The following is a 26,434-nucleotide window of genomic DNA, read 5'->3' as shown; positions in this document are numbered from 1 at the left end:
CCCGGTTGGTACGAGCGTCACAGTCCCTGCTACTCCAGGTACGCGCACGACTACTGATTGGCTGGGAAATCATGGCTCGTCACGCAGCTTCGAAGAACCCGCGCCGCGCACTGCTGCGCGCCGGACTGACCGTCGCGGCAGCGGGTGCCGCGCTCGGTGCGGGCGGGGCGGCGGCCCACGCGGCACCGGCCCCGGTGGTGGACGGTGCCACGGCCGCACCGCTGGGGGCGGCGACCGGCCTCCTCACCAACTCGGTGAGCGGGGTGAGCGAGCTCAAGAGTCTGCAGCTCCATCCGCTGGCCAACACCGGCGTGGACCCGCTCGACAACGCCGTCGGCACCCAGGTGGCCGACTTCAAGCCGGTGAGCACGGCGTTCGCGACGGACAACATCACCAAGGGGCAGGCGATCGAGGACCTGCCGGTGGCCGGCCCGGTCGCCGCCTCGCTGCTGCCGTAGCGCGCATGAGGAAGCCCCTGCCTCCGGACGGAGAGGCAGGGGCTTCCGGCCTGTGGGCGTCAGTACGCCGAGCCGGAGGCGCCGAGCGAACCGGTCGGGTGCCAGACCGTCTTGGTCTCGAGGAACGCCGTCAGACGGTGCGTGCCGGGGTCGGCCGAGAAATCCACAGCCTGTGGACGAAGAACCCGCTTGAGGTTGTCCGCGGCCGCGATCTCGAGTTCCTTCGCCAGGACCTCGTCCGCGCCGGTCAGGTCGATGCCGTTGACGTCCTGGTGCGCGGCGAGGGGTGCCGCGATCTCCGCCGTACGGCCGCAGAGCACGTTCACCACGCCGCCCGGCAGGTCGGAGGTGGCGAGGACCTCGCCCAGGGAGAGCGCCGGCAGCGGCGCCTTCTCGGAGGCGATCACGATGGCGGTGTTGCCGGCCGCGATGACCGGGGCCACGACGGAGACCAGGCCGAGGAGCGACGACTCCTGCGGCGCGACGACCGTCACGACGCCCGTCGGCTCGGGGGTGGACAGGTTGAAGAACGGACCCGCCACCGGGTTCGCTCCGCCCACGATCTGGGCGATCTTGTCCGTCCAGCCCGCGTACCAGACCCAGCGGTCGATCGCCGCGTGGACGACGTCGGCCGCCTTGGACTTGGACAGGCCCTCGGACTGCGCGACCTCGCGGACGAACTGGTCCTTGCGGCCCTCCAGCATCTCGGCGATGCGGTAGAGGATCTGCCCGCGGTTGTACGCGGTCGCGCCCGACCAGCCGCCGAACGCCTTGCGCGCGGCGACGACCGCGTCACGTGCGTCCTTGCGGGACGAGAGCGGGGCGTTGGCCAGCCACTTGCCCTTGGAGTCCGTCACCTCGTACACCCGGCCGCTCTCGGAGCGGGGGAACTTGCCCCCGACGTACAGCTTGTAGGTCTTGAAGACGCTGAGACGTGCATCAGACATCGAGGTAGGCCTCCAGACCGTGGCGGCCGCCCTCGCGGCCGAAGCCCGACTCCTTGTAGCCGCCGAACGGCGAGGTCGGGTCGAACTTGTTGAAGGTGTTGGCCCACACCACACCCGCGCGGAGCTTGTTCGCCACCGCCAGGATGCGGGAGCCCTTTTCCGTCCAGATGCCGGCGGACAGGCCGTACTGACTGTTGTTCGCCTTGGCGACGGCTTCGTCCGGCGTGCGGAACGTCAGCACGGACAGCACCGGTCCGAAGATCTCGTCGCGGGCGACGGTGTGCGCCTGGGTGACGCCTGTGAACAGCGTCGGTGCGAACCAGTAGCCCGACGTCGGCAGCTCGCACGCGGGCGACCAGCGCTCCGCGCCCTCCGCCTCGCCCGCCTCCACCAGCGTGGTGATGCGGGACAGCTGCTCCTCGGAGTTGATCGCTCCGATGTCGGTGTTCTTGTCCAGCGGGTCGCCGAGGCGCAGCGTGGACAGCCGGCGCTTCAGGGAGTCCAGCAACTCGTCCTGGACGGACTCCTGGACGAGGAGGCGCGAACCCGCGCAGCAGACCTGCCCCTGGTTGAAGAAGATGCCGTTGACGATGCCCTCGACGGCCTGGTCGATGGGCGCGTCGTCGAAGACGATGTTGGCGCCCTTGCCGCCGAGCTCCAGGGTGACCTTCTTCTTCGTGCCGGCGATCTCGCGGGCGATGGCCTTGCCGACCGCGGTCGAGCCGGTGAAGGCGACCTTGTTCACGTCCGGGTGGGCGACGAGCGCGGCACCGGTGTCCCCGTAGCCGGGGAGGATGTTGACCACACCGTTCGGCAGACCGGCCTGCCGGCAGATGTCCGCGAAGAACAGGGCGGACAGCGGGGTCGTCTCAGCGGGCTTGAGGACGACCGTGTTGCCGGTGGCCAGCGCCGGGGCGATCTTCCAGGCCAGCATGAGGAGCGGGAAGTTCCACGGGATGACCTGGCCGGCGACGCCCAGCGGACGAGGGTTCGCCCCGTACCCGGCGTGGTCGAGCTTGTCGGCCCAGCCCGCGTAGTAGAAGAAGTGCGCGGCGACCAGGGGGAGGTCCGCGTCGCGGGTCTCCTTGATCGGCTTTCCGTTGTCCAGCGTCTCCAGGACGGCCAGCTCACGGCTGCGCTCCTGGATGATCCGCGCGATGCGGAACAGGTACTTGGCGCGCTCGGAACCGGGCAGTGCCGACCACTTCTCGAACGCCTTGCGGGCGGCCTTCACCGCACGGTCCACGTCCTCCGCGCCGGCCCGGGCGACCTCGGCGAGGACCTCCTCGCTGGACGGCGAGACGGTCTTGAAGACCTTGCCGTCGGCGGCTTCGGTGAACTCGCCGTCGATGAACAGCCCGTACGAGGGGGCGATGTCGACGATCGACCGCGACTCGGGGGCGGGTGCGTATTCGAATACGGAAGCCATGATGATCAGTCCACCGTCACGTAGTCGGGGCCGGAGTAGCGGCCGGTCGCCAGCTTCTGCCGCTGCATCAGCAGGTCGTTGAGCAGGCTCGACGCGCCGAAGCGGAACCAGTGGTTGTCCAGCCAGTCCTCGCCCGCGGTCTCGTTCACCAGGACCAGGAACTTGATCGCGTCCTTGGCTGTGCGGATACCGCCGGCGGGCTTCACGCCCACCTGTACCCCAGTCTGCTCCCGGAAGTCGCGGACGGCTTCGAGCATGAGCAGGGTGTTCGCCGGAGTGGCGTTCACCGCGACCTTTCCGGTCGACGTCTTGATGAAGTCGGCGCCGGCGATCATGCCGAGCCAGGAGGCGCGGCGGATGTTGTCGTACGTGGACAGCTCGCCGGTCTCGAAGATCACCTTGAGCCGGGCGGTGCCGCAGGCTTCCTTGACGGCCAGGATCTCCTCGTACACCTTCATGTACTTGCCGGCCAGGAAGGCGCCGCGGTCGATCACCATGTCGATCTCGTCCGCCCCGGCGGCGACCGCGTCACGGACGTCGGCGATCTTCACCTCGAGGGCGGCGCGGCCGGCCGGGAAGGCCGTGGCGACGGACGCGACCTTGACGGCGGAGCCCTTCAGGGCCTCCTTGGCGGTCGCCACCATGTCGGGGTAGACGCAGACCGCGGCGGTCGTCGGGGTGCTGCGGTCGGTCGGGTCGGGGTTGACGGCCTTGGCGGAGAGCGCCCGGACCTTGCCCGGGGTGTCCGCGCCTTCCAGCGTCGTCAGGTCGATCATGGAGATGGCCAGATCGATGGCGAACGCCTTGGCCGTGGTCTTGATGGAGCGCGTACCGAGGGACGCGGCGCGTCCTTCCAGGCCGACTGCGTCGACGCCGGGGAGCCCGTGCAGGAAGCGGCGCAGAGTGCTGTCGGACGCGGTCACGTCGGCGATGGGGTTCCCGCCCACGCCGGAGGCTGTGGGGGAGGGTGCGGTGGTGGGCATGGTCACCAGATGAGCATATCTACGCGCGTAGCGACCTGTACAGCCCCCCCGGTCGGCCCTCGTCCCCCGCGGCCCGGCCCTGCCTGGGAACCGGCCCGGAAATCCGGTGAGGCACAATCGGCGGCATGACGTCACGCCCGCAGCCCGATCCGCCCGTCAACGGTGAGAGGGTCTTCCGCTCGCCCGCCGGAATGGCGGGAGGCGCGGTGCTCCTCGCACTCATCGCCTGGATCGTGGTCGACGCGGTCGTCCGGGGCGAGGGCCGCACACCGTGGCTCGCCCTCGCGGGCGCGCTGGTGGCGGCACCGGCCGTCGTCGCGTTCACCTTCCGGCCGGCGGTCTTCGCCGACGACGACCGCATCCGGATCAGGAACCCGTTCCGCACGATCGTCCTGCCATGGGGGACGGTCGCCGACGTCCGCGCCTCCTATTCGAGCGAGCTCTTCACCCTGAGTGGCGCGAAGTACCAGCTGTGGGCCATCCCCGTCTCGCTGCGCAAGCGCAAGAGCGCCGCACGCAGGCAGGCCAGGGCCGCGCACGACGACCCGCACGGCACGACCTCTGTACACGCCGACGTCACCGACTCGCAAGCACGCGTGGCACCGGCCGACCAGACCATCGCCGACCTGCGGGAGCTGGCCGAACGTCGCTCCAGTGCCCCGGAGGCCCAGGGCGAGCCGCAGATCCGCTGGGCGTACGAACTGCTGGCACCGGCGGCCGCAGGAGCGGTTCTCCTGGCGGTCCTCCTGGCCACGGCCTGACCCCTCCGGGACGCTCCCGGCGGGGCCGCGGGCACCCGGATCCGGCCGGGCACCGACAGGGCGTGACGCCCAGGGGACGGTCAGCGGCGGCGGAGGTCCGCCACGCGGGCCGGGCGGTCCGGGAGCGGATCAGGGGCCAGCGAACCGCCCGGCGCGCTGCGCAGGCCCGCACGGGTGCGCCGTTGCCCGGGCAGCGGCACCTCGTGCCGCGGCGCTCCCGTAGCCGCACCCGCGCCCGCCACCGCGATCTGCACGCCCTGGTCGGCCAGCGCCTGCAGTTCCGTCGCGGCCCGCTCGTCGTGCGCCGGCGGCTCGTCCGTCACCAGCCGTGTGATCACGTCCGTGGGGACCGTCTGGAACATGGTGTCCGTGCCGAGCTTGGTGTGGTCGGCGAGGACGACGACCTCCCCGGCCGCCTGGACCAGCGCCCGGTCGACGCTCGCGGAGAGCATGTTGGACGTGGACAGGCCGCGCTCGGCCGTGAGGCCGCTCCCGGAGAGGAACGCGCGGGAGACCCGCAGCCCCTGGAGGGACTGCTCGGCCCCGCTTCCGACCAGCGCGTAGTTGGAACCGCGCAACGTACCGCCCGTCATGACGACTTCGACCCGGTTGGCGTGGGCCAGGGCCTGGGCGACCAGCAGGGAATTGGTGACCACGGTCAGACCGGGGACGCGCGCGAGCCGGCGGGCCAGCTCCTGCGTCGTCGTACCGGCGCCGACCACGATGGCCTCGCCCTCCTCGACGAGGGCCGCCGCGAGATCGGCGATGGCCGTCTTCTCGGCGGTCGCGGACAGGGATTTCTGCGGGAAGCCGGATTCGCGGGTGAAACCGCCCGGCAGTACCGCACCGCCGTGGCGGCGGTCGAGGAGTCCTTCTGCCTCGAGTGCCCGCACGTCACGCCGTACGGTCACTTCTGAGGTCTGGACTACGCGGGCGAGCTCACGGAGCGACACGGCACCGTTGGCACGCACCATTTCGAGGATCAACTGACGACGTTCTGCAGCGAACACGAAACTGACAGTAACCCCACCGCCCGTCAGTTTTCAGCTCTATGCGCCGGATAACGCAAATTGTGCGACCGGGAGGCCGCCGAGTGGTATAGGCGGCCCCGAAGTTGATCGTTCGCCGCGTGGAGTGCCCGGGGTTCGCCGGGTTTCGCCCCTCGAGCGGACGCCCGCGGTCCGAACGCGTACGGTCAGCCCTCGCCCGCCGTCTTCCGGGTGTGCAACTGGCGTGCCACCTCGGCGATCGACCCGGACAGAGACGGGTACACGGTGAAGGCGTTTGCGATCTGTTCGACCGTCAGGTTGTTGTCCACCGCGATCGAGATCGGGTGGATCAGTTCGGAAGCGCGCGGCGAGACGACCACTCCGCCGACCACGATCCCGGTGCCCGGACGACAGAAGATCTTGACGAAACCGTCCCTGATGCCCTGCATCTTGGCGCGGGGGTTGCGCAGCAGGGGCAGCTTGACGACGCGGGCGTCGATCTTGCCGGCGTCGACGTCCGCCTGGCTGTAACCGACCGTCGCGATCTCGGGGTCGGTGAAGACGTTGGAGGAGACGGTCTTCAGGTTCAGCGGGGCGACGGCGTCACCGAGGAAGTGGTACATCGCGATCCGGCCCTGCATGGCCGCGACCGACGCGAGCGCGAAGATGCCGGTGACGTCGCCGGCCGCGTACACGCCGGGCGCCGACGTACGGGACACCCTGTCCGTCCAGATGTGACCGGAGTCCTTGAGGCGGACGCCCGCCTCTTCCAGGCCCATGCCCGCGGTGTTGGGGATCGCGCCGACGGCCATCAGGCAGTGCGTGCCGGAGATGACGCGGCCGTCGGAGAGGGTGACCTCGACACGGTCGCCGACGCGCTTGGCGGACTCGGCGCGGGAGCGGGCCATGACGTTCATGCCGCGGCGGCGGAAGACGTCCTCGAGGACCGCGGCGGCGTCCGGGTCCTCGCCGGGCAGCACGCGATCGCGCGAGGACACGAGGGTGACCCGCGAGCCGAGCGCCTGGTACGCGCCGGCGAACTCGGCGCCCGTGACACCGGAGCCGACCACGATGAGCTCCTCGGGAAGCTCGTCCAGGTCGTACACCTGCGTCCAGTTGAGGATGCGCTCGCCGTCGGGCTTGGCGTCCGGGATCTCGCGGGGGCGGCCGCCGGTCGCGATCAGGACGGCGTCGGCGGTGAGCGTCTCCTCCGTGCCGTCGCCCGCGCGCACGACCACCTTGCGGGAGCCGTCCATCGCCTGCTGCCCGTCCAGCCGGCCGCGGCCGCGCATGACGCGGGCGCCGGCCCGGGTGACGGAGGCGGTGATGTCGTGGGACTGGGCGAGGGCGAGGCGCTTGACACGCCGGTTGACCTTGCCCAGGTCGACACCCACGACGCGGGCCGCCTGCTCGATGTGCGGGGTGTCGTCCGCCACGATGATGCCGAGCTCCTCGTAGGAGGAGTCGAAGGTCGTCATGACCTCGGCGGTGGCGATCAGGGTCTTCGACGGCACGCAGTCGGTCAGCACCGACGCCCCGCCCAGACCGTCGCAGTCGACGACGGTCACCTCCGCGCCGAGCTGGGCGGCCACCAGGGCCGCCTCGTATCCGCCGGGTCCGCCGCCGATGATCACGATCCGGGTCACGAAAAAGTCCGCCTCGCATTGTCGATCCCGGCCCGCCTGCCCGCTCTGCCGGGGGTCCGGGGGTGCCCCCGGTGGAATGCAGTACGTACTTCATTGTCCCGCATCGTTCAGGTGTTCTCCCGCCGGGGGCCGCATACGGGGCGGCGAGCGTCCGGACCACGGCAGTTGGCATGTCCAGTTCGTAGTCGCCGGTGGCGGCCTCGCGGTTCGGGCGGCCCGCCGCCGCCCTCCCGTACCCTCGACCCCATGTCGCTCTACGCCGCCTACGCCGGCAACCTCGACGCGCGGCTGATGTCCCGCCGCGCCCCGCACTCGCCGCTGCGTGTGACCGGCTGGCTCAACGGCTGGCGGTTGACCTTCGGCGGCGAGCAGATGGGCTGGGAAGGCGCGCTGGCCACGATCGTGGAGGCCCCGCGCTCGCAGGTCTTCGTCGCGCTGTACGACATCGCTCCGATGGACGAGGACTCCATGGACCGCTGGGAGGGCGTCGGTCTCGACATATACCGGCGCATGCGGGTGCGGGTCGACACGCTGGACGGCGAGGAGCCGGCCTGGGTGTACGTGCTGAACGCGTACGAGGGCGGCCTGCCGTCCGCGCGTTACCTGGGCGAACTCGCGGACGCGGCGGAGTCGGCGGGTGCGCCGCACGACTATGTGATGGAGCTCCGCAAGCGGCCCTGCTGACGGCGCCGCCGCGCCGCCCGGCCGTTGGCCCCTGGCCGGGGCCTCCTTGTCTCCGAGCCGCTCTTCGTCGGAAACGACAAGACAACGATCCGAAGACCGTCGGCTGCGTCATCTACGCGCGTAGGACTTGAGGGGTTACCCTCATCCGCGTGAACGCATCTGTGAATCCGGACCTCGTCGGCGCACTCGCCGACCCCCACGCCGCGGCCGACGCCGCCGCCGCGCGCCTGCGCGAGCTGACCGGCACCGAGACCCACGACGTCGCACTCGTGATGGGCTCCGGCTGGGCCCCGGCCGTCGACGCGCTCGGTGCCCCCGAGGCCGAGTTCCCCGTCACCGACCTGCCCGGCTTCCCGCCCCCGGCGGTCGAGGGCCACGGCGGCAGGATCCGCTCGTACCGCATCGGTGAGAAGCGGGCGCTGGTCTTCCTCGGCCGTACGCACTTCTACGAGGGCCGCGGCGTCTCCGCCGTGGCGCACGGTGTGCGCACCGCGGTCGCCGCGGGCTGCAAGACCGTCGTCCTGACCAACGGCTGCGGCGGCCTGCGCGAGGGCATGCGCCCCGGACAGCCGGTACTGATCAGCGACCACATCAACCTGACGGCGGCGTCGCCGATCATCGGCGCGAACTTCGTCGACCTGACCGACCTCTACTCGCCGCGGCTGCGGGCGCTGTGCAAGGAGGTGGACGCGACCCTCGAGGAAGGCGTCTACGTCCAGTTCCCCGGCCCCCACTACGAGACCCCGGCCGAGATCAACATGGTCCGCGTCCTCGGCGGCGACCTCGTCGGCATGTCCACCGTCCTCGAGGCGATCGCGGCGCGCGAGGCGGGTGCCGAGGTACTGGGCATCTCCCTGGTCACCAACCTGGCGGCGGGGCTGTCGGGCGAGCCGCTGAACCACGAGGAAGTGCTGCAGGCGGGGCGCGACTCCGCGGCGCGGATGGGTGACCTGCTGACCCGGGTGCTCGACCGCATCTGAGACAGCGGGGCCCGTCCCCCTACCGCCACGTTCCGGAACCGGGTGCCGTCCCGGCACCGCACGGTGGCCACGCGCCCCGGCCGTGCCCGCGGTGGCCACGCCCCCGGTCGTGCCCGCGGTGGTCACGCGCCCCGGCCGTGCCCGCGGTGGCCACGCCCCCGCGGCGGGACACCCGCACCGTGGCGAATTGCGGCGCGCGCCCGCGCCGAGCGCGCACACTCGACGCAGCAGAGACGAGAGGCGGACCAACCGTGCAGCAGGACCTCATCGCGCGGGCCAGGGCATGGCTCGCGGAGGACCCCGACAGCGAGACCCGCGACGAGCTGGCCGAGCTCATCGACGCACAGGACCTCGACGAGCTCGCCGACCGGTTCGGCGGAACACTCCAGTTCGGCACCGCCGGACTCCGCGGCGAACTCGGCGCCGGCCCGATGCGGATGAACCGGGCCGTCGTGATCCGGGCCGCCGCCGGACTCGCGGCGTACCTGCTGGGCAAGGGGCACACCGGCGGACTCGTCGTCGTCGGCTACGACGCCCGTTACAAGTCCGCGGACTTCGCCCGCGACACCGCCGCCGTCATGGTGGCCGCCGGTCTGCGGGCCGCCGTGCTCCCGCGCCCGCTGCCCACCCCCGTACTCGCCTTCGCCATAAGGCAGTTGGGTGCCGTCGCGGGCGTCGAGGTGACCGCGAGCCACAACCCGCCGCGCGACAACGGCTACAAGGTCTACCTGGGCGACGGCTCACAGATCGTGTCGCCCGTGGACACGGAGATCGCCGCCGGGATCGACGCGATCCGCGGCCTCGACGACGTTCCGCGCGCCGACGAGGGCTGGGAGACGCTCGGGGACGAGGTCCTGGACGCGTACCTGGCGCGCACCGACGCCGTCCTGACCGCGGGTTCCCCGCGCACCGCCCGCGTCGTCTACACGGCCATGCACGGCGTCGGCAAGGACGTCCTGACCGCCGCGTTCCACCGGGCGGGCTTCCCCGCCCCCGCCCTGGTCGCCGAACAGGCGGACCCGGACCCGGCCTTCCCGACGGTGGCGTTCCCCAACCCGGAGGAGCCCGGCGCGATGGACCTCGCGTTCGAGGCGGCCCGAGCCGTGGCCCCCGACGTCGTCATCGCCAACGACCCCGACGCGGACCGCTGCGCCGTCGCCGTACCGGACGACACCGTGGACGGCGGATGGCGGATGCTCCGCGGCGACGAGGTCGGCGCGCTGCTCGCCCAGCACCTCGTCCACAAGGGCGCCACAGGGGTCTTCGCCGAGTCGATCGTGTCCTCCTCCCTGCTCGGCAGGATCGCCGACGCGGCGGGACTGCGGTACGAGGAGACCCTGACCGGCTTCAAGTGGATCGCCCGCGTCGAGGGACTGCGGTACGGCTACGAGGAGGCGCTCGGCTACTGCGTCGACCCCGAAGGCGTCCGCGACAAGGACGGCATCACGGCGGCGCTGCTCGTCGCCGAGCTGGTCTCCGAGCTGAAGGAGCGGGACCGTACGCTCGGCGACCTCCTCGACGACCTCGCCGTCGCGCACGGTCTGCACGCGACCGACCAGCTGTCGGTGCGGGTCGACGACCTCACCGTCATCGCGAACGCGATGCGCGCGCTGCGCGAGCAGCCGCCGACGGAGCTGGCCGGGCTGCGGGTCGCCGGCGCGGAGGATCTGACCCTGGGGACGGACAGGCTGCCGCCGACCGACGGTCTGCGCTACTACCTCGCGGGCGAGTTCGACGCCCGCGTCATCGTCCGCCCGAGCGGTACGGAACCGAAGCTGAAGTGCTACCTGGAGGTGGTGGTCCCCGTCGCCGACGCGAGCGGCCTGGGTGCCGCACGGGAGCGGGCGGCGGAGGTTCTGGCCGGTATCAAGCGCGACCTGGCGGCTGCGGCGGGCCTCTGATCCGGCGGGGCGCGCCCTTGGGGCGCGGTTGTTCCGGCGTGTGGGTGGTGCGGGGGTCGGTGGCTGCGGAGGGGGGATCGCGGACTGCTTTCCCGAGCCTGCGTTTGCCTAGGCTTACGACGCTTTACGTCCGCTCACCCCCCTCCTCCGCCCCCGCCCCCCTCCCGCCGGTGGGCCCCGTTCGGCCCCTGGTCATCCCCAAGGCCCGTGCGGGGTATCGGGGAGGGGCTCCTCGCCGGCCCTTCGGCTCCCGTCCCGAGCGAGGTAGCGAATTCGCCGGTGGGGATACGGGCGTAGGCGCCCTCACCGAGCCACGGACGGGGGCGCAGAGGGCCGCCCGGGCGCAACAGGCTGACAATCCCGTCATCGGGGGCCGGCCCACCCGCAGGGGCAGATCCGCTGCCGGGGGGTATGGGGCATGCGCCTGCACCGGCCCTCCGGCGGGCGCGAACAGGGGCTGGGGGAGGGGGACGCGCAGGGGGCGTGTTCGGGACGTAAGGCGTCGTGAGCCTAGGCAGGCGCAGGTTCGGGAAAGCAGTCCCGGACATGCCCCCGGAGCGGCACCCGGACACCACACGACACGGACCAGGCCAAGCCGGAGACACGAAAAGACCGGGCCACGCCCGGAACCGCACCCGGACACCAAGCAACACGGACCAGGCCAAGCCGGAGACGCGCAAAGACCGGGCCACGCCCGGAACCGCACCCGGACACCAAGCAACACGGACCAGGCCAAGCCGGAGACGCGCAAAGACCGGGCCACGCCCGGAACCGCACCCGGACGCCAAGCGAACGGACCGGGCCCCGGCCGGAGACGCGTAAAGACCGGGCCACGCCCGGAAGAGCGTCAGCGGGCCTGGAGTCCCCGTAGGGTGAGAATCAGCAGGCGGTCCGCCAACTCGGGGTCGTCCGGGTCCTGTTCCGCCGCGAGGGCGATCGCGTTCGTCAGCTGCATCAGGTCGCCGATCGAGACGTCCGTACGGACCGACCCTCCGTCCTGGGCCCGCGACAGTAGGCGTTCGCCGGCGTCGCGCAGCGGGACGCTGCACGCCGACAGGGCCGAGTTCTCGTCGTGGGACGCGGACATCAGCGCGCGCGCCAGACCGCGGTACTCGCCCGCATGAGTGATGAGGGCCCGCAGCCACTCCACCAGCGCCGCGCACGGTTCCTGTGCGCCCGCCAGTTCGCGTGAGCGCTCCAGCAGGGCGGCGAGGGCCTCCTGGAAGACCGCGCTCATCATCGCGTGGCGGTTGGGGAAGTGGCGGTACAGCGTGCCGATGCCCACGCCGGAGCGGCGTGCGATCTCTTCGAGTGACGCGTCGGTGCCGCGTTCCGCGAACGTGGCCCGTGCCTCGGTCAGCAGTCGTTCGTAGTTGCGGCGAGCGTCGGCGCGCTTGGGCCTGGTGTGGGTCACGTGGTCAAGGATGCCGGATTCCGCGGACGAGCCGAGCAGCGGAAAGGCCCCCGGCAGGGTGCCGGGGGCCTTGCGCGGGGTGTGGACGTCAGTCCTTGATCTCGCAGATCGTCGCGCCGGAGGTGAGCGACGCGCCGACCTCCGCCGCGAGGCCCTTGATGGTGCCGGAGCGGTGCGCGTTCAGCGGCTGCTCCATCTTCATGGCCTCGAGGACGACGACGAGGTCGCCTTCCTTGACCTCCTGGCCCTCCTCGACGGCGACCTTGACGATGGTGCCCTGCATCGGGGAGGCGAGGGTGTCACCGGAGGCGGCCGAGGACGACTTCTTCGCCGCCCGGCGCTTCGGCTTGGCTCCCGCGGCGAGGCCGGTGCGTGCCAGGGTCATGCCGAGTGAGGACGGCAGGGAGACCTCGAGGCGCTTGCCGCCGACCTCGACGACGATGGTCTCTCGGCCGGTCTCGTCCTCCTCCGCGTCCGCGGGGACGGCGAAGGGCTTGATCTCGTTGACGAACTCGGTCTCGATCCAGCGCGTGTGGACTCGGAACGGGTCGGCCGTGAACGCCGGGTCGGCGACGACCGCGCGGTGGAAGGGGATGGCGGTGGCCATGCCTTCGACGTTGAACTCCGCGAGCGCACGCGCCGCGCGCTGCAGCGCCTGCTCGCGCGTCGCGCCGGTGACGATCAGCTTGGCGAGGAGGGAGTCCCACGCCGGGCCGATGACGCTGCCGGACTCGACGCCGGCGTCGAGGCGCACGCCGGGGCCGGTGGGCGGGGCGAAGGTGGTGACGGTGCCCGGGGCGGGGAGGAAGCCCCGGCCCGGGTCCTCGCCGTTGATGCGGAACTCGAACGAGTGGCCGCGCACGGCGGGGTCGTCGTAGCCGAGCTCCTCGCCGTCGGCGATGCGGAACATCTCGCGGACCAGGTCGATGCCGGTGACCTCTTCGGTGACCGGGTGCTCGACCTGGAGGCGGGTGTTGACCTCCAGGAAGGAGATCGTGCCGTCGACGCCGACGAGGAACTCGACCGTGCCGGCGCCGACGTAGCCGGCCTCCTTGAGGATGGCCTTCGACGCGCGGTACAGCTCGGCGTTCTGAGCCTGTGACAGGAACGGGGCCGGGGCCTCCTCCACCAGCTTCTGGTGGCGGCGCTGCAGGGAGCAGTCGCGGGTGGAGACGACGACCACGTTGCCGTGCGAGTCGGCCAGGCACTGGGTCTCGACGTGGCGGGGCTTGTCGAGGTAGCGCTCGACGAAGCACTCGCCGCGGCCGAAGGCGGCGACGGCCTCGCGGACGGCGGAGTCGTAGAGCTCCGGCACCTCTTCGAGGGTGCGGGCGACCTTCAGGCCGCGTCCGCCACCGCCGAAGGCGGCCTTGATGGCGATCGGCAGCCCGTGCTCCTGCGCGAACGCCACCACCTCGTCGGCACCGGACACCGGGTCCGGGGTGCCGGCGACCAGCGGCGCGCCGGCGCGCTGGGCGATGTGACGGGCGGCGACCTTGTCACCGAGATCACGGATCGCCTGCGGCGGCGGGCCGATCCAGGTCAGACCGGCGTCGATCACCGCCTGGGCGAACTCGGCGTTCTCTGACAGGAAACCGTATCCGGGGTGGACGGCGTCCGCTCCGGAATCGGCCGCGGCCTGAAGCACCTTGGCCATGTCCAGGTAACTGGCGGCCGGGGTGTCACCGCCCAGGGCGAACGCTTCGTCGGCCGCGCGGACATGCAATGCGTCCCGGTCCGGATCGGCGTAGACGGCTACGCTCGCGATCCCGGCGTCCCGGCAGGCACGGGCAACGCGGACAGCGATTTCGCCACGGTTGGCGATGAGCACCTTGCGCACGATGGCTCCCTCCTTGAAACAAGCTGAGTTTAGGGACTGCCGACACGGCCTTTCGACCCGTCCCCAATGGTGAGCTTGCCCACACGGAGCGTGATTCGAGGCTCGCTCGATCGCGAAATCCCTTGTCGCACCACGGTACGACGGGTTCCTCCCACGCACAGTAGCTCTCCGGTGTGGTCAAGGTCTCTGTCTGTCAGGCCAGCGGCTGAACGGGTTTCTTTGTGGAGTCCCTACGAATGGCCCAATGATTCTTTGCCCATGTGGCCGAGCGCGCCGCACCCCTTGTCCCAGCGTTTACCGGTCAGTAGCCTCGCGGCTGTCGTACGTACTTCCGGTACACAAGGGGTTGGGGGCGTCGTGGTGCGCAGACCGGTGGCCGTCGTGGCCGGGATTGTCCTGCTGGCGGAGGCCGTCGGCATCGTCGTGCTCAACGGGATCATGGCCACTTTCGTCGGTGCCCAGCGGATGTCGCTGGACGGCCTGGACCCGGACGTGATGGTGAAGGCGACCTGGGGGCTGGGGATAGGGACCGGGCTTCTGCTCACGCTCTGCGGTGTGCTGCTGCTCGTGGTGGCGATACGGGACCGGGCGCCCGGCCGCCTCACCCGCGCCCTGCTCATCGGCCTTGCCGTGGTGCACGGTGTGCTCGGCGCGCTGACGGTGGGTCTGGTGGGCTGGGACGCCTTCTTGTTGCTGATGGCGGTGCTCGGCCTGCTGGTGGCGTCGCTGGTCGTGTACGGCGAGGAGCGGCCTGCGGTGGACGAGCCGCGTGACGGCGGGGACGGGCCGGCCGCGCCGCCGGTCGGCGGGGCGGCGTCGCCCGCCTGACGTGAGCCGGCCGGCTCAGGCGGCCCAGAGGTCGGTGATCGAGAAGTCCAGCTCGGCGAGGAGCCTGCGGAGCAGGGGCAGTGACAGTCCGATGACGTTGCCCGCGTCGCCGTCGATGCCGTCGATGAACGGTGCGGAACGGCCGTCCAGGGTGAACGCGCCCGCGACGTGGAGGGGTTCGCCGCTCGCGACGTACGCGGCGATCTCCGCGTCCGTCGGCTCGCCGAACCGCACGGTCGTCGAGGCGGTCGCGGACGCACGGCGGCCGGTCGCCGTGTCGATCACGCAGTGCCCGGTCTGCAGGACGCCCGCCCGGCCGCGCATCGCCTTCCAGCGGGCGGTCGCCTCCTCGGCGTCGGCGGGCTTGCCGAGGGCCTGGCCGTCGAGTTCCAGCACCGAGTCGCACCCGATCAGCAGCGCCCCGGCGGCTTCCGGCCGTGCGGCCACGGCCGCTGCCTTCGCCTCGGCGAGCACGAGCGCCAGCTCGGCCGGGGTGGGCGCGGTGAGGGCGTCCTCGTCGACGCCGCTGACGATCACGTCGGGTGCGAGGCCGGCCTGCCGCAGCAGGTTCAGCCGGGCGGGAGAGGCGGAGGCGAGTACGAGGCGGGTCATGGCGTCATCGTAGGCCCGCGTGCGCGGGCGCCCGCGCGGGGCCTTGCCCCCTCCGCTCCCGGACGCCGGGCCGTGTCAGGTCACCGCAGGCCCGCCGCGAACATCGCCACGATCATTGCCAGCGCCAGCAGCAGCCCCGCGCGCCGCAGCATCGTCTGCATGTCGCGGAGTTCCTTGGGCGGTTCGTTCTCCGGGTCGGACCACAGCATGCCTTCGATGGTGCGGGCGCGGACCGCCCGGCGCCTGAGTACGCGTACTCAAACCACGAACGCACCCGCCCTCGCCGCGGCCAGCGCCGCCGAGGCCGCGCGCTCCGCCGTGTCGGACGTCAACGGCTCGCGGCTGACGGTGAAGCGGTAGTACAGCGGGGCGGAGACGGCCCGTACGACCTCCAGCGGGTCCGTCCCGGCCGGGAGCTCGCCGCGGGCGAGGCCCCGTCCGGCCACCGGCGCCCATTCCGAGAGGCGCGTCGCGTAGAAGCCGCGCAGCGCGTCAGCGCACTCCTCGTCGCAGGCCGCCGCGGCGATCACGGCGCGGAAGACGGGCCCCATGCGGGGATCGGTGAGGGTGTCCAGGACGAGGCGCGCGTTGGCGCGCAGGTCTCCCTCGAGTGATCCGGTGTCGGACGCGGGGACCGACTGTTCCGCCATGTCGCGCAGCAGGTCCGTGACGAGGCCGACCGCCGAGCCCCAGCGGCGGTAGACGGTGGTCTTGCCGACGCCCGCGGCAGCCGCGATCCGGTCCGGGTTCAGGGCGTGGAACCCGCTGTCGGCGAGGGCGTCCCGGGTGGCTTCGAGTACGGCGGCGCGGACCTTCGCGGTGCGGCCGCCGGGGCGGACGGAGCCGGGCTGTGCGGCTTTCAAACGGGTCTCCAGTTCCATTAGCGCGGTCGCCTCTGTTAGCGTTCCATCATCTTAACGGAACGCATCGCCCATTAGTGGTGAAGGGGTCAGCCATGCCCACGACCAGCACCAGCAGTACGGACAAGCAGCGGACCGGCACCTGGACCGCAGCCTGGACCGCCGCTCCCCAGATGCCCAGCACCGGCTTCACGCCGAACTGGTCCCAGGAGGGCTTCTCGAACCAGACGGTCCGCCAGATCGTCCGTGTCACCGCGGGCGGCGACCGCCTCCGCGTCCGTCTCTCCAACGCCTACGGCACCTCCCCGCTGCACCTCACCGGCGCCACCGTCGCCCGCTCCGCCCGGGGCGCGTCCGTCACGGAGGGCTCCGTACGGCACCTCGAGTTCGGCGGACGGCTCTCCGCGTCGGTCCCGGCCCGCGCGGAACTGCGCAGCGACCCGGTCCGGTTCGCCGTCGGCCCGCTCGAATCGGTGGCCGTCACCCTCCACTTCGCCGGTACGACCGGCCCCGCGACCTTCCACGCGCAGGCGTGGGCCGACACCTACCGCGCCGAGGGGGACCACCGGGCCGACCCGTCGGCCTCGGCCTTCACCGGCGTCACCCAGTCCTGGTACCACCTCGCGGGGGTGGAGGTCGACGCGGGCCGCACCGACGGAATCGTCCTGCTCGGCGACTCGATCACCGACGGGTTCGGCTCGACGCCGGGCGCGAACCGCCGCTGGTCCGACGCGCTCGCCGAACTGACCGGCCGACCCGTTCTCAACGCCGGGATCGGCGGCAACCTGCTCCTCAACGACTCCGCCTGGTACGGCGAGAGAGCCACCGCCCGGTTCCACCGTGACGTCCTCGAACTGCCCGGCGTCTCCACCGTCGTCGTCCTCGAAGGCCTCAACGACATCGGCTTCAGCGAGGCTCCCGAGGAGCCCACCTACAAGCCGGCGCCCGTCGTGACCGCCGCGCAGGTCGTCGGCGGGTACCGGCAGCTGATACGGCAGGGACACTCCCGGGGGCTGCGGATCGTCGGCGCGACCCTGCTGCCTCTGGGCGGCTCCGACCACTGGGGCACCCACTCGGCCCGGGTCGGCAAGGAGATCAACGAGTGGATCCGCGCCTCCGGCGAGTTCGACGCCGTCGTCGGCCTCGACCGAGCCCTGGCGGACCCGGCGGACCCCGACCGTCTGCATCCGGCGCTCGACCACGGCGACCGGCTGCACCCCAACGACAAGGGCTACCAGGTCATGGCCGAGGCGCTGGCGGCCGTGCTCTGAGCAGCGCGAAGGCCGGGCCCCGCCATCAGGGGCCCGGCCCTTCCGCCGTGCTCAGACCGGCCAGTAGCTGCGAGCCCACGCCCGCGGCCCCGGCAGGGGCCTGCTGCTGCGCGCGATACGCGCCGGGTCCGACCAGCCCTCGGGCGGCCGGGGGCCCGAGGCCGTCGCCCCTGAGAGCGCCGCGGCGCGGGCCTGGACCACCGCGAGAGCGGCGGCCAACTCCTCGGGGGTCGGGTTTCCTCGTACGACCCTGATCATCGTCACGTCCCTTCCTCGTGCCTGCCTGTGCGCCCTACAGGGGGATGTTGCCGTGCTTCTTCGGAGGCAGGGTCTCCCGCTTGGTGCGCAGCTGGCGCAGGCCCTTCACGATCTGTGCCCGTGTCTCGGAGGGCATGATCACGGCGTCGATGTAGCCGCGTTCTGCCGCCGTGTACGGGTTGAGGAGGGCGTCCTCGTACTCCTGGATGAGCCGGGCGCGGGTCGCCTCCTGGTCCTGTGGTGCCTCGGCCGCGATGGTGCGGCGGTGCAGGATGTTCACCGCGCCCTGCGCGCCCATGACCGCGATCTGCGCGGTGGGCCACGCCAGGTTGAGGTCGGCGCCCAGGTGCTTGGAGCCCATGACGTCGTACGCGCCGCCGAACGCCTTGCGGGTGATGACGGTGATCAGCGGGACCGTGGCCTCCGCGTAGGCGTAGATCAGCTTGGCGCCGCGGCGGATGATGCCGCCGTACTCCTGGTCCACGCCGGGCAGGAAGCCCGGGACGTCGACGAAGGTCAGTACGGGGACGTTGAACGCGTCGCAGGTGCGCACGAAACGCGCGGCCTTCTCGGAGGCGTTGATGTCCAGGCAGCCGGCGAACTGCATCGGCTGGTTGGCGACGATGCCGACCGGGAAGCCCTCGACGCGGCCGAAGCCGGTCACGATGTTCGGGGCGAACAGCGCCTGCGTCTCGAGGAACTCGCCCTCGTCGAGGACGTGCTCGATGACGGTGCGGATGTCGTACGGCTGGTTCGCCGAGTCCGGGATCAGCGTGTCCAGCTCGCGGTCCTCGTCGCTGACCGCCGTGTCCGCCTCCTCCGGGAAGGACGGCGGCTCCGAGAGGTTGTTGGACGGCAGGTACGACAGCAGCGACTTGACGTACTCGATCGCGTCCTTCTCGTCGCCCGACATGTGGTGCGCGACACCGGAGGTCGTGTTGTGAGTACGGGCGCCGCCCAGCTCCTCGAAGCCGACGTCCTCACCGGTGACCGTCTTGATGACGTCCGGGCCCGTGATGAACATGTGCGAGGTCTGGTCGACCATCACCGTGAAGTCGGTGATCGCGGGGGAGTACACCGCGCCACCCGCGCACGGGCCGACGACCAGCGAGATCTGCGGGATGACGCCGGAGGCATGGGTGTTGCGGCGGAAGATCTCGCCGTACATGCCCAGCGCGCTGACGCCCTCCTGGATACGGGCGCCGCCGGAGTCGTTGATGCCGATGACCGGGCAGCCGGTCTTCAGCGCGAAGTCCATCACCTTGATGATCTTCTGTCCGAACACCTCGCCGAGGGCGCCGCCGAAGACGGTGAAGTCCTGCGAGAAGACGGCGACCGGGCGGCCGTCGACCGTGCCGTAGCCGGTGACGACACCGTCGCCGTACGGCCGGGTCTTCTCCAGGCCGAAGTTGGTGGAGCGGTGCCGTGCGAACTCGTCCAGCTCGACGAACGAGTCCTCGTCCAGGAGCAGGTCGATCCGCTCGCGAGCCGTCAACTTGCCTTTCGCATGCTGCTTTTCCACCGCGCGAGCGGAGCCGGCGTGCGTCGCCTCGTCGATACGGCGCTGTAGATCCGCGATCTTGCCCGCGGTGGTGTGACTGCTGGAACCCTGTGAGAGGGCGTTTACTTCCGGCTCGGACATCGGGATGCGGCTCCCTGGCTGCTCACGGGGACGGCTTACGGGGACTGTCACGGGGACGTGGACGATCGGTTGCTACTGACTCGTAGCGTATCGGCGCGGATACGGTTCGGCAGTGCGGCGTTGGCCACACCTAACCTGGGTTGCATGACGCCTCCCCATGCCCCCGAGAGCCGCTGGTCCGACCTCGACCGACCCCCTCTGAACGTCCCGGCACTGCGCCGCGGCATCCTCGTGTCCGAGGGGCTGTGGACCTCTCTCGACGTGGTGGCGGCCATCGGTTCCACCAACTCCGATCTGGCGGCACGGGCGCCGTCCCTGCCGGAGGGCGCGGTGCTGGTCGCCGAGGAGCAGACCGCGGGGCGCGGCCGGCTGGACCGCACCTGGAGCGCCCCCGCGCGTTCCGGTCTCTTCTTCTCCGTACTCCTGCGGCCGGGCGCCGACGTGCCCGTCACCCGCTGGGGCTGGCTGCCGTTGCTCGCCGGAGTCGCGGCCGCGACCGGGCTCGCGCGGGCCGCGGGCGTGGACATGTCCCTCAAATGGCCCAACGACCTGCTGGTCACTGTCGACGGTGAGGAACGCAAGACCGGCGGCATCCTCGCGGAGCGCTCGGGGAGCGACGCGGTCGTGCTCGGCATCGGCGTCAACGTGTCGCTGCGCGCCGACGAGCTGCCCGTCCCCGGAGCGGGATCGCTCGGCCTGGCGAACGCGGTGTCCACGGACCGTGACCCGCTGCTGCGGGCCGTGCTGCGCTCCCTCGAGCAGTGGTACACCGACTGGCGCGGGGCGGCCGGGGACCCGGCCGCCTGCGGGCTCCAGGCGGCGTACGCGGCGGGCTGCGCCACCCTGGGCCGCCAGGTGCGCGCCGAGCTGCCCGGCGGCACGGTCGTGACCGGCGAGGCGGTCGCCCTGGACGGCGACGGCAGGCTGGTGCTGGCCACGGAGGACGGGGAGCGACGGCCCGTGAGCGCCGGTGACATCGTGCACCTGCGGCCCGCGGGCTGACGGAGCCGGGGCGGCCGGGCGTGAACTGCCTCGGCCGCCGGGACGTGAGCTGGGGCACACCTGCCGTATCGTTGAGGCGATCGCGCGACAGATCGGCAGGGCATTGCGCAGGGAACGGGCAGGAGGCGGCTGGTGACCGTCGACGACACCACTTCCGGCGCGGGCGCGCAGCCGCCGTCGGACGGCTCTTCCGGATCCTCCGGCGCGTCCGCCTCCTCATCGGGGTCATCGGGCTCCTCCGGGTCGGTGCATCCGACGCCGCACCACGAGGTCGACCACACGGCGGAGCCCTCGGACGACCCGCTCGCCATTCGGCTGGAACACCTGATCCTCGGTGCCGAGCGCCGCTACACCGCCTTCCAGGCGGCCCGCACGGCCGGCGTCTCCATGGAGCTGGCCGCCCGCTTCTGGCGGGCCATGGGCTTCGCCGACATCGGGCAGGCCAAGGCCCTCACGGAGGCGGACGTGCTCGCCCTGCGGCGGCTCGCCGGTCTCGTCGAGGCCGGCCTGCTCAGCGAACCGATGGCGGTCCAGGTCGCCCGCTCCACGGGCCAGACCACGGCACGGCTCGCCGACTGGCAGATCGACTCCTTCCTGGAAGGGCTGACCGAGCCGCCGGAGCCGGGCATGACCCGCACCGAGGTCACCTATCCGCTGGTCGAGCTGTTGCTGCCGGAGCTCGAGGAGTTCCTCGTCTACGTCTGGCGGCGGCAGCTCGCCGCCGCGACCGGCCGGGTCGTGCAGGCCGCGGACGACGAGGAAATGGTCGACCGCCGCCTCGCCGTCGGTTTCGCGGACCTCGTCGGCTTCACGCGGCTGACCCGCCGCCTGGAGGAGGAGGAACTGGGCGAGCTCGTCGAGTCCTTCGAGACGACATGCGCGGACCTGGTCGCCGCCCACAGCGGCCGTCTGATCAAGACCCTCGGCGACGAGGTCCTGTACGCGGCGGACGACGCCGGCACAGCGGCGGAGATTGCGCTGCGGCTCATCGAGACGATGACCGACGACGAGTCGATGCCGGCCCTGCGGGTGGGCATCGCGTTCGGGACGGTCACCACGCGGATGGGCGACGTCTTCGGCACGACGGTGAACCTGGCGAGCCGGCTCACGTCGATAGCGCCCAAGGACGCGCTGCTGGTGGACGGGGCCTTCGCGGAGGAACTGATCAGGACGGGGGACGCGCCGGCGTCCGAGGCCGAGGCGGCGGAGGAGGCGGCCAAGGCGGAGAAGGAGGGCCGCGAGGTCCCCACGTACCGCTTCGCGCTGCAGCCGATGTGGCAGCGGCCGGTGCGAGGGCTCGGCGTCGTGGAGCCGTGGCTGCTGACGCGTCGCCCCTCCTGACGCTCCGGACCGCGCCTGCGCAGCGCGAAACAGACCGGCGGGCGTGTGGGCCGACGCACGGAGCGCGGTACCCCGACCGCACGACGGAACGGGGCCCGGGGCATGCCCGCCGCGCCGCGGAGCCGCATAGCGGTACGGCGGGAAGGGGGTCGGGGAGGGGGCGGTGAGGGGGCGGTGAGGGGAACCGCCCCGCGCGGCGGACCGGACCGCGACGGCCACCACCCGCCCCCCTCACCCGCCCGAGCACCCCGCATATGATCCGGTGAACCATCGTTAACCGGGAGGGTGTCCCATGTCGGAGTCCGAGCAGCGGTTCGGGGAGTTCGTCGTCATCCGCAGGCATGCGCACGGCCACGTCGCCGAGCTCGTCCTGGACCGCCCGAAGGCCATGAACGCCGTCTCCACCGAGATGGCGCGCTCCATCGGGGCCGCCTGTGACGCGATCGCCGCGGACCGGGAGGTGCGGGTGACCGTGGTCAGCTCCAGCAGCGAGCGCGCGTTCTGCGTCGGCGCCGACCTGAAGGAGCGCAACTCCTTCTCCGACGCCGAGTTGGTGCGGCAGCGGCCGACCGCCCGGGGCGCGTACACCGGTGTGCTGGAGCTGCCCATGCCGACCGTCGCCGCCGTGCACGGCTTCGCGCTGGGCGGGGGATTCGAGCTGGCGCTGTCCTGCGACGTGATCGTCGCCGACGCGAGCGCGGTCGTGGGCCTGCCCGAGGTGTCCGTCGGTGTCATTCCCGGCGGCGGCGGTACGCAGCTGCTGCCGCGCCGGGTCGGTGCCGCCCGTGCCGCGGAGCTGGTCTTCACGGCGCGTCGCGTGGAGGCCGGTGAGGCAAGGGAGTTGGGGCTCGTCGACGTACTCGCGGAGGACGCCCGCACCGAGGCGCTGGCCCTCGCCGGGCGTATGGCCGTGAACTCGCCCGTCGGGCTGCGCAACGCGAAGAAGGCCATGCGGCTCGGGCAGGGGCTCGATCTGCGGGCCGGTCTCGAGGTCGAGGACGCCGCGTGGCGGGCCACCGCGTTCTCCGGGGACCGGGCGGAGGGCGTGGCCGCGTTCAACGAGAAGCGGAAGCCGCAGTGGCCCGGCGAGTGATATGGCCGCGGGCGGGGTGGGGCACGCGCGGCGCACAGGGCACGCCTCGCACGTGACGCACAGGGCACGCCTCGCACGCGGCGCACAGGGCCCGTGCCGCGCGCCGCGTGTCTGCGACCCGGGTGACCACAACTGATCAAATCAGTCGAAACCTACATAAGCTGGGTGGATGGCTGTGGATGGGCGGTTGCGGTCCGTGGTGGCGCTGGCGCAGGCGATGGCCGCCGCCCAGACTCCGCGCGAGTCCTGGCGGGCGGCGGCCCTCGGCGCGTGCGGCGCGCTCGCCGGGTCGTTCGCGGCGCTGTCCGTGTGGGAGCGCGAGCGCGGGCGGCTGCGGGTGCTGGTGAACGCGGGTGAACGCGCGCCGGACGAGGAGGAGTTCCCGGAGTCGGAGGCGTATCCGGTGAACCGTTTCCCCGAGATCACCGAGTTCCTGCACGAGCGGTGGGCCGGAGGCGGGGAGCCGGAGGCCTGGGTGGAGACGGCCGCGGGCCCGGCGACGCCGGGTCACGGCTACTGCCATCAGCGGGTCGCGGCTCTCCGCCGGCGCGGCCGGGGCTGCTGCGTCGTCGCGCCGATCGTGCTGCACGGCCGTGCGTGGGGCGAGCTGTACGTGGCCCGGCCGGCGGCGGCGCCGGTGTTCGACAGGGACGACGCCGACTTCGCGACCGTGCTGGCGTCCGTCGTGGCCGCCGGCATCGCCCAGACCGAGCGGCTCGAGGAGGTGCGCAGGCTCGCGTTCACCGATCCGCTCACCGGTCTCGCCAACCGTCGCGCGGTGGACAACCGGCTCGACGAGGCGCTGGAGCGGCACCGTGCGGACGGCACCGTGGTGAGCCTTGTGGTGTGTGACGTCAACGGGCTCAAGCAGGTGAACGACACCCAGGGGCACGCGGTCGGAGACCGGCTGCTGGAGCGGTTCGGCTCCGTCCTGTCCCTGTGCGGGGCGATGTTGCCGGGCACGCTGGCGGCCAGGCTCGGCGGCGACGAGTTCTGCCTGGTCGCGGTGGGGCCCACCGCCGGTGAGGTGGTCGACGTCGCCGGTGAACTGTGTGTCAGGGCGAAGGAGTTGGAGATCGGCCAGGGTGTCGCGTGCGGGGTCGCGTCGACGGGTGACCCGATCGGGCAGGTCGCTTCGGCGCGGCGGCTGTTCCGGCTGGCGGACGCGGCCCAGTACCGCGCCAAGGCGGCTCGCTCGCCGAAGCCGGTGGTGGCCGGGCGGGACGGCACGGTGATGCGGCTCGCGGACTCTCCGCCGCGCTCGGCCCAGGACCGCCGCCGTTTCCGGGACGCCCGGCCGGAGGAGTCGGAGGACGAGCCGTGGAGCGAACCATGAGGCGGCCGAGGGCCGGTACCGGCCGGTGAGGAGCCAACCTGCCCGCCAGTGGTGACAGGTTTGGATTCAGTCCGTACGCTGCTGAATATGGATATGCAAACTGTCGTGGTGGGGACGTCCGGTACCACCGCCGATGACGTCATCGCCGTGGCCCGCCACGGCGCCCGCATCGAGCTCTCCGGCGACGCACTCGCCGCCCTCGCCGAGGCCCGTTCGATCGTGGACGCGCTGGCCGCCAAGCCCGAGCCCGTCTACGGCGTCTCCACCGGATTCGGCGCCCTCGCCAGCCGCCACATCAGCCCCGAGCTCCGCGCCCAGCTGCAGCGCAACATCGTGCGCTCGCACGCCGCCGGCATGGGACCGCGCGTCGAGCGCGAGGTCGTCCGCGCGCTGATGTTCCTCCGCCTGAAGACCGTCTGCTCCGGCCGCACCGGAGTGCGGCCCGTGGTCGCCCGGACCATGGCCGACGTGCTGAACGCGGGCATCACGCCCGTCGTCCACGAGTACGGCTCCCTCGGCTGCTCCGGCGACCTCGCACCGCTCTCCCACTGCGCCCTGACGCTCATGGGCGAGGGCGACGCGGAAGGCCCCGACGGCACGGTGCGCCCCGCGGGCGAGCTGCTCGCGGAGCACGGCATCACGCCCGTCGAGCTCCGTGAGAAGGAGGGCCTCGCCCTCCTCAACGGCACCGACGGCATGCTCGGCATGCTGGTCATGGCCCTCGCCGACCTCGACCGCCTCTACAAGTCGGCCGACGTCACCGCCGCCCTGACGCTGGAGGCACTCCTCGGCACCGAGAAGGTCCTCGCGCCGGAACTCCACGCCATCCGTCCCCACCCGGGCCAGGGTGCCTCCGCCGCGAACATGCTCGCCGTCCTCAAGGGCTCCGGGCTCACCGGCCACTTCCAGGAGGAGGAGGCCCCCCGCGTCCAGGACGCCTACTCGGTGCGCTGCGCCCCGCAGGTCGCCGGCGCCGGACGCGACACCATGGCGCACGCCCGCCTCGTCGCGGACCGTGAGCTCGCCTCCGCCATCGACAACCCGGTCGTCCTGCCTGGGGGTACCTCCCAGGCCGGAGGCTCTGGGGGAGGACGTGTCGAGTCCAACGGCAACTTCCACGGCGCGCCCGTCGCGTACGTCCTGGACTTCCTGGCCATCGCCGCCGCCGACCTCGGCTCCATCGCCGAGCGCCGCACCGACCGGCTCCTCGACAAGAACCGCAGCCACGGTCTTCCGCCGTTCCTCGCCGACGACGCCGGCGTCGACTCCGGGCTGATGATCGCCCAGTACACCCAGGCCGCGCTGGTCAGCGAGATGAAGCGGCTCGCGGTGCCCGCCTCCGCCGACTCGATCCCGTCCTCCGCCATGCAGGAGGACCACGTCTCCATGGGCTGGTCGGCCGCCCGCAAGCTGCGCACCGCCGTCGGCAACCTGAACAGGATCATCGCCGTCGAGCTGTACGCGGCGACCCGCGCCATCGAACTGCGCCGCCACCTCTCCCCGGCCCCGGCGTCGCAGGCCGCCATCGACGCGCTGCGCGCGGCGGGCGTCCAGGGCCCCGGCCCCGACCGCTTCCTCGCGCCCGACCTGGAGGCCGCGGACGCGTTCGTCAGGGACGGGCTGCTCGTCGCCGCCGTCGAGCCGGTGACCGGTCCGCTGGCCTGAGCCTCGTACGACAGGGCCGCCCCCGCCGTCACGGCGGGGGCGGCCCTGTCCTCGTGACCCGTCAGACCGTGCCGGGCGTACCCCTGCGCATCGAGTACGCGACGAAGCCCGTTCCGATGCCCAGGCACGCCGTGCCGCCGATCACGTACGGGGCGGTGTCCACGCTGCCCGTCTCCGCGAGCAGCAGCGGCTCCGCGCCGGCCGACTGCGTCGCGGTGCCGGAAAGAGTCGTGCCGGAAGGAGTGGGATCGGAAAGAGTGGTGCCGGAAGAAGCGGGATCGGCGAAAGCGGCGTCGGAAAGGGCGCTGCCGGGCTGCTCGGCGGCCTGTCTCTCGGCCGTGGCGTTCGCCGAGGGAACGAACCACAGCGCGCACAGGAGCGTCCCGGCGGCAGTGGCGGTGAGCAGCGGTCGACGTGCGACGGACACGAAGTCGATCTCCCTTGAGGCATCCTCGAACTGGCCTGGGAGCAGATGCTAGTGAAAGCAGCGGGTC

The 26,434-nt window shown here is 72.0% G+C and carries 25 protein-coding genes; 12 read left to right on the top strand and 13 right to left on the bottom strand.

The window, feature by feature from the left end; all coding sequences use genetic code 11:
• Positions 1-71 precede the first annotated feature (71 nt).
• On the top strand, positions 72-458 hold the full coding sequence (locus ACFYV1_RS12985) for a hypothetical protein (protein WP_389395531.1): 387 nt from the start codon (positions 72-74) through the stop codon (positions 456-458).
• A 59-nt stretch (positions 459-517) separates the two neighbouring features.
• Here the strand turns inward: ACFYV1_RS12985 and ACFYV1_RS12980 are convergent, their stop codons facing one another.
• The 3 genes from ACFYV1_RS12980 to deoC are packed head-to-tail and all read right to left on the bottom strand — an operon-like array spanning position 518 to position 3,817.
• Positions 518-1,405, bottom strand: coding sequence for an aldehyde dehydrogenase family protein (locus tag ACFYV1_RS12980; RefSeq protein ID WP_389395530.1), 888 nt, complete (start codon positions 1,403-1,405; stop codon positions 518-520).
• Positions 1,398-2,834 carry an aldehyde dehydrogenase family protein gene (locus ACFYV1_RS12975; protein WP_389395529.1) on the bottom strand — a complete coding sequence of 479 codons (1,437 nt, stop codon included), beginning with the start codon at positions 2,832-2,834 and terminating at the stop codon, positions 1,398-1,400. Before ACFYV1_RS12975 ends, ACFYV1_RS12980 begins: the two co-directional genes overlap by 8 nt.
• 5 nt (positions 2,835-2,839) lie before the next feature.
• Positions 2,840-3,817, bottom strand: a complete 978-nt coding sequence (gene deoC, locus ACFYV1_RS12970; RefSeq protein WP_389395873.1) for a deoxyribose-phosphate aldolase — start codon at positions 3,815-3,817, stop codon at positions 2,840-2,842.
• A gap of 125 nt (positions 3,818-3,942) precedes the next feature.
• Between deoC and ACFYV1_RS12965 the strand changes: the two genes are divergently transcribed.
• Complete coding sequence (locus tag ACFYV1_RS12965) at positions 3,943-4,578, top strand: PH domain-containing protein (RefSeq protein ID WP_389395528.1); 636 nt, start codon at positions 3,943-3,945, stop codon at positions 4,576-4,578.
• An 80-nt stretch (positions 4,579-4,658) separates the two neighbouring features.
• Here ACFYV1_RS12965 and ACFYV1_RS12960 read toward each other — a convergent pair whose 3' ends face one another.
• Positions 4,659-5,552 carry a DeoR/GlpR family DNA-binding transcription regulator gene (locus tag ACFYV1_RS12960; RefSeq protein ID WP_389395872.1) on the bottom strand — a complete coding sequence of 298 codons (894 nt, stop codon included), beginning with the start codon at positions 5,550-5,552 and terminating at the stop codon, positions 4,659-4,661.
• Between the two features lie 221 nt (positions 5,553-5,773).
• Positions 5,774-7,213: an NAD(P)H-quinone dehydrogenase gene (locus ACFYV1_RS12955; protein ID WP_389395527.1), complete on the bottom strand. Its 1,440-nt coding sequence runs from the start codon at positions 7,211-7,213 to the stop codon at positions 5,774-5,776.
• A 246-nt stretch (positions 7,214-7,459) separates the two neighbouring features.
• Here ACFYV1_RS12955 and ACFYV1_RS12950 point away from each other — a divergent pair, with 246 nt between their 5' ends.
• From ACFYV1_RS12950 to ACFYV1_RS12940, 3 genes are all read left to right on the top strand, one after another.
• A complete protein-coding gene (locus ACFYV1_RS12950) occupies positions 7,460-7,897 on the top strand; it encodes a gamma-glutamylcyclotransferase (RefSeq protein WP_389395526.1) in 438 nt (145 codons plus the stop codon).
• A gap of 149 nt (positions 7,898-8,046) precedes the next feature.
• A complete protein-coding gene (locus ACFYV1_RS12945; protein WP_389395525.1) occupies positions 8,047-8,877 on the top strand; it encodes a purine-nucleoside phosphorylase in 831 nt (276 codons plus the stop codon).
• A gap of 251 nt (positions 8,878-9,128) precedes the next feature.
• A complete protein-coding gene (locus ACFYV1_RS12940; RefSeq protein WP_389395524.1) occupies positions 9,129-10,778 on the top strand; it encodes a phospho-sugar mutase in 1,650 nt (549 codons plus the stop codon).
• A gap of 847 nt (positions 10,779-11,625) precedes the next feature.
• Here ACFYV1_RS12940 and ACFYV1_RS12935 read toward each other — a convergent pair.
• Complete coding sequence (locus ACFYV1_RS12935) at positions 11,626-12,192, bottom strand: TetR/AcrR family transcriptional regulator (protein ID WP_389395523.1); 567 nt, start codon at positions 12,190-12,192, stop codon at positions 11,626-11,628.
• A gap of 88 nt (positions 12,193-12,280) precedes the next feature.
• A complete protein-coding gene (locus ACFYV1_RS12930) occupies positions 12,281-14,032 on the bottom strand; it encodes an acetyl/propionyl/methylcrotonyl-CoA carboxylase subunit alpha (protein WP_389395522.1) in 1,752 nt (583 codons plus the stop codon).
• 357 nt (positions 14,033-14,389) lie between these two features.
• Between ACFYV1_RS12930 and ACFYV1_RS12925 the strand changes: the two genes are divergently transcribed.
• Complete coding sequence (locus ACFYV1_RS12925; RefSeq protein ID WP_389395521.1) at positions 14,390-14,860, top strand: hypothetical protein; 471 nt, start codon at positions 14,390-14,392, stop codon at positions 14,858-14,860.
• A 15-nt stretch (positions 14,861-14,875) separates the two neighbouring features.
• Here the strand turns inward: ACFYV1_RS12925 and ACFYV1_RS12920 are convergent, their stop codons facing one another.
• The 3 genes from ACFYV1_RS12920 to ACFYV1_RS12910 all read right to left on the bottom strand — a co-directional run bounded on the left by ACFYV1_RS12920 (position 14,876) and on the right by ACFYV1_RS12910 (position 16,353).
• The gene (locus ACFYV1_RS12920; protein ID WP_389395520.1) at positions 14,876-15,472 is read right to left on the bottom strand and encodes a nucleoside triphosphate pyrophosphatase; all 597 of its coding nucleotides are present in this window, start codon (positions 15,470-15,472) and stop codon (positions 14,876-14,878) included.
• An 80-nt stretch (positions 15,473-15,552) separates the two neighbouring features.
• Complete coding sequence (gene mmpB, locus ACFYV1_RS12915; protein WP_389395519.1) at positions 15,553-15,681, bottom strand: morphogenic membrane protein MmpB; 129 nt, start codon at positions 15,679-15,681, stop codon at positions 15,553-15,555.
• 48 nt (positions 15,682-15,729) lie between these two features.
• Positions 15,730-16,353 (bottom strand): TetR/AcrR family transcriptional regulator, encoded by a 624-nt coding sequence (locus tag ACFYV1_RS12910; protein ID WP_389395518.1) that lies wholly within the window; start codon positions 16,351-16,353, stop codon positions 15,730-15,732.
• Positions 16,354-16,427: 74 nt separating this feature from the next.
• Between ACFYV1_RS12910 and ACFYV1_RS12905 the strand changes: the two genes are divergently transcribed.
• On the top strand, positions 16,428-17,603 hold the full coding sequence (locus ACFYV1_RS12905; protein WP_389395517.1) for an SGNH/GDSL hydrolase family protein: 1,176 nt from the start codon (positions 16,428-16,430) through the stop codon (positions 17,601-17,603).
• A 51-nt stretch (positions 17,604-17,654) separates the two neighbouring features.
• On the opposite strand, the gene ACFYV1_RS12900 is transcribed toward ACFYV1_RS12905, so the two are convergent.
• Entirely contained in the window at positions 17,655-17,861 is a 207-nt protein-coding gene (locus ACFYV1_RS12900) for an acyl-CoA carboxylase epsilon subunit (protein WP_389395871.1), read from the bottom strand.
• 34 nt (positions 17,862-17,895) lie between these two features.
• Positions 17,896-19,503, bottom strand: coding sequence for an acyl-CoA carboxylase subunit beta (locus ACFYV1_RS12895; protein ID WP_389395516.1), 1,608 nt, complete (start codon positions 19,501-19,503; stop codon positions 17,896-17,898).
• Between the two features lie 144 nt (positions 19,504-19,647).
• Here ACFYV1_RS12895 and ACFYV1_RS12890 point away from each other — a divergent pair, with 144 nt between their 5' ends.
• The 5 genes from ACFYV1_RS12890 to hutH all read left to right on the top strand — a co-directional run bounded on the left by ACFYV1_RS12890 (position 19,648) and on the right by hutH (position 25,940).
• Complete coding sequence (locus ACFYV1_RS12890) at positions 19,648-20,505, top strand: biotin--[acetyl-CoA-carboxylase] ligase (protein WP_389395515.1); 858 nt, start codon at positions 19,648-19,650, stop codon at positions 20,503-20,505.
• A 132-nt stretch (positions 20,506-20,637) separates the two neighbouring features.
• The gene (locus ACFYV1_RS12885) at positions 20,638-21,846 is read left to right on the top strand and encodes an adenylate/guanylate cyclase domain-containing protein (protein ID WP_389395514.1); all 1,209 of its coding nucleotides are present in this window, start codon (positions 20,638-20,640) and stop codon (positions 21,844-21,846) included.
• Between the two features lie 292 nt (positions 21,847-22,138).
• Positions 22,139-22,939, top strand: a complete 801-nt coding sequence (locus ACFYV1_RS12880) for an enoyl-CoA hydratase/isomerase family protein (RefSeq protein WP_389395513.1) — start codon at positions 22,139-22,141, stop codon at positions 22,937-22,939.
• A 169-nt stretch (positions 22,940-23,108) separates the two neighbouring features.
• A complete protein-coding gene (locus ACFYV1_RS12875; protein ID WP_389395512.1) occupies positions 23,109-24,275 on the top strand; it encodes a diguanylate cyclase domain-containing protein in 1,167 nt (388 codons plus the stop codon).
• 93 nt (positions 24,276-24,368) lie between these two features.
• On the top strand, positions 24,369-25,940 hold the full coding sequence (gene hutH, locus ACFYV1_RS12870) for a histidine ammonia-lyase (protein ID WP_389395870.1): 1,572 nt from the start codon (positions 24,369-24,371) through the stop codon (positions 25,938-25,940).
• Positions 25,941-26,001: 61 nt separating this feature from the next.
• Here hutH and ACFYV1_RS12865 read toward each other — a convergent pair whose 3' ends face one another.
• Positions 26,002-26,367 carry a hypothetical protein gene (locus ACFYV1_RS12865; protein WP_389395511.1) on the bottom strand — a complete coding sequence of 122 codons (366 nt, stop codon included), beginning with the start codon at positions 26,365-26,367 and terminating at the stop codon, positions 26,002-26,004.
• Positions 26,368-26,434: the final 67 nt, after the last annotated feature.

The organism is Streptomyces sp. NPDC003023, assembly GCF_042888225.1.
In the GTDB taxonomy this organism is placed as follows: domain Bacteria; phylum Actinomycetota; class Actinomycetes; order Streptomycetales; family Streptomycetaceae; genus Streptomyces.
This window is presented reverse-complemented; position numbering and strand designations above follow the sequence as displayed.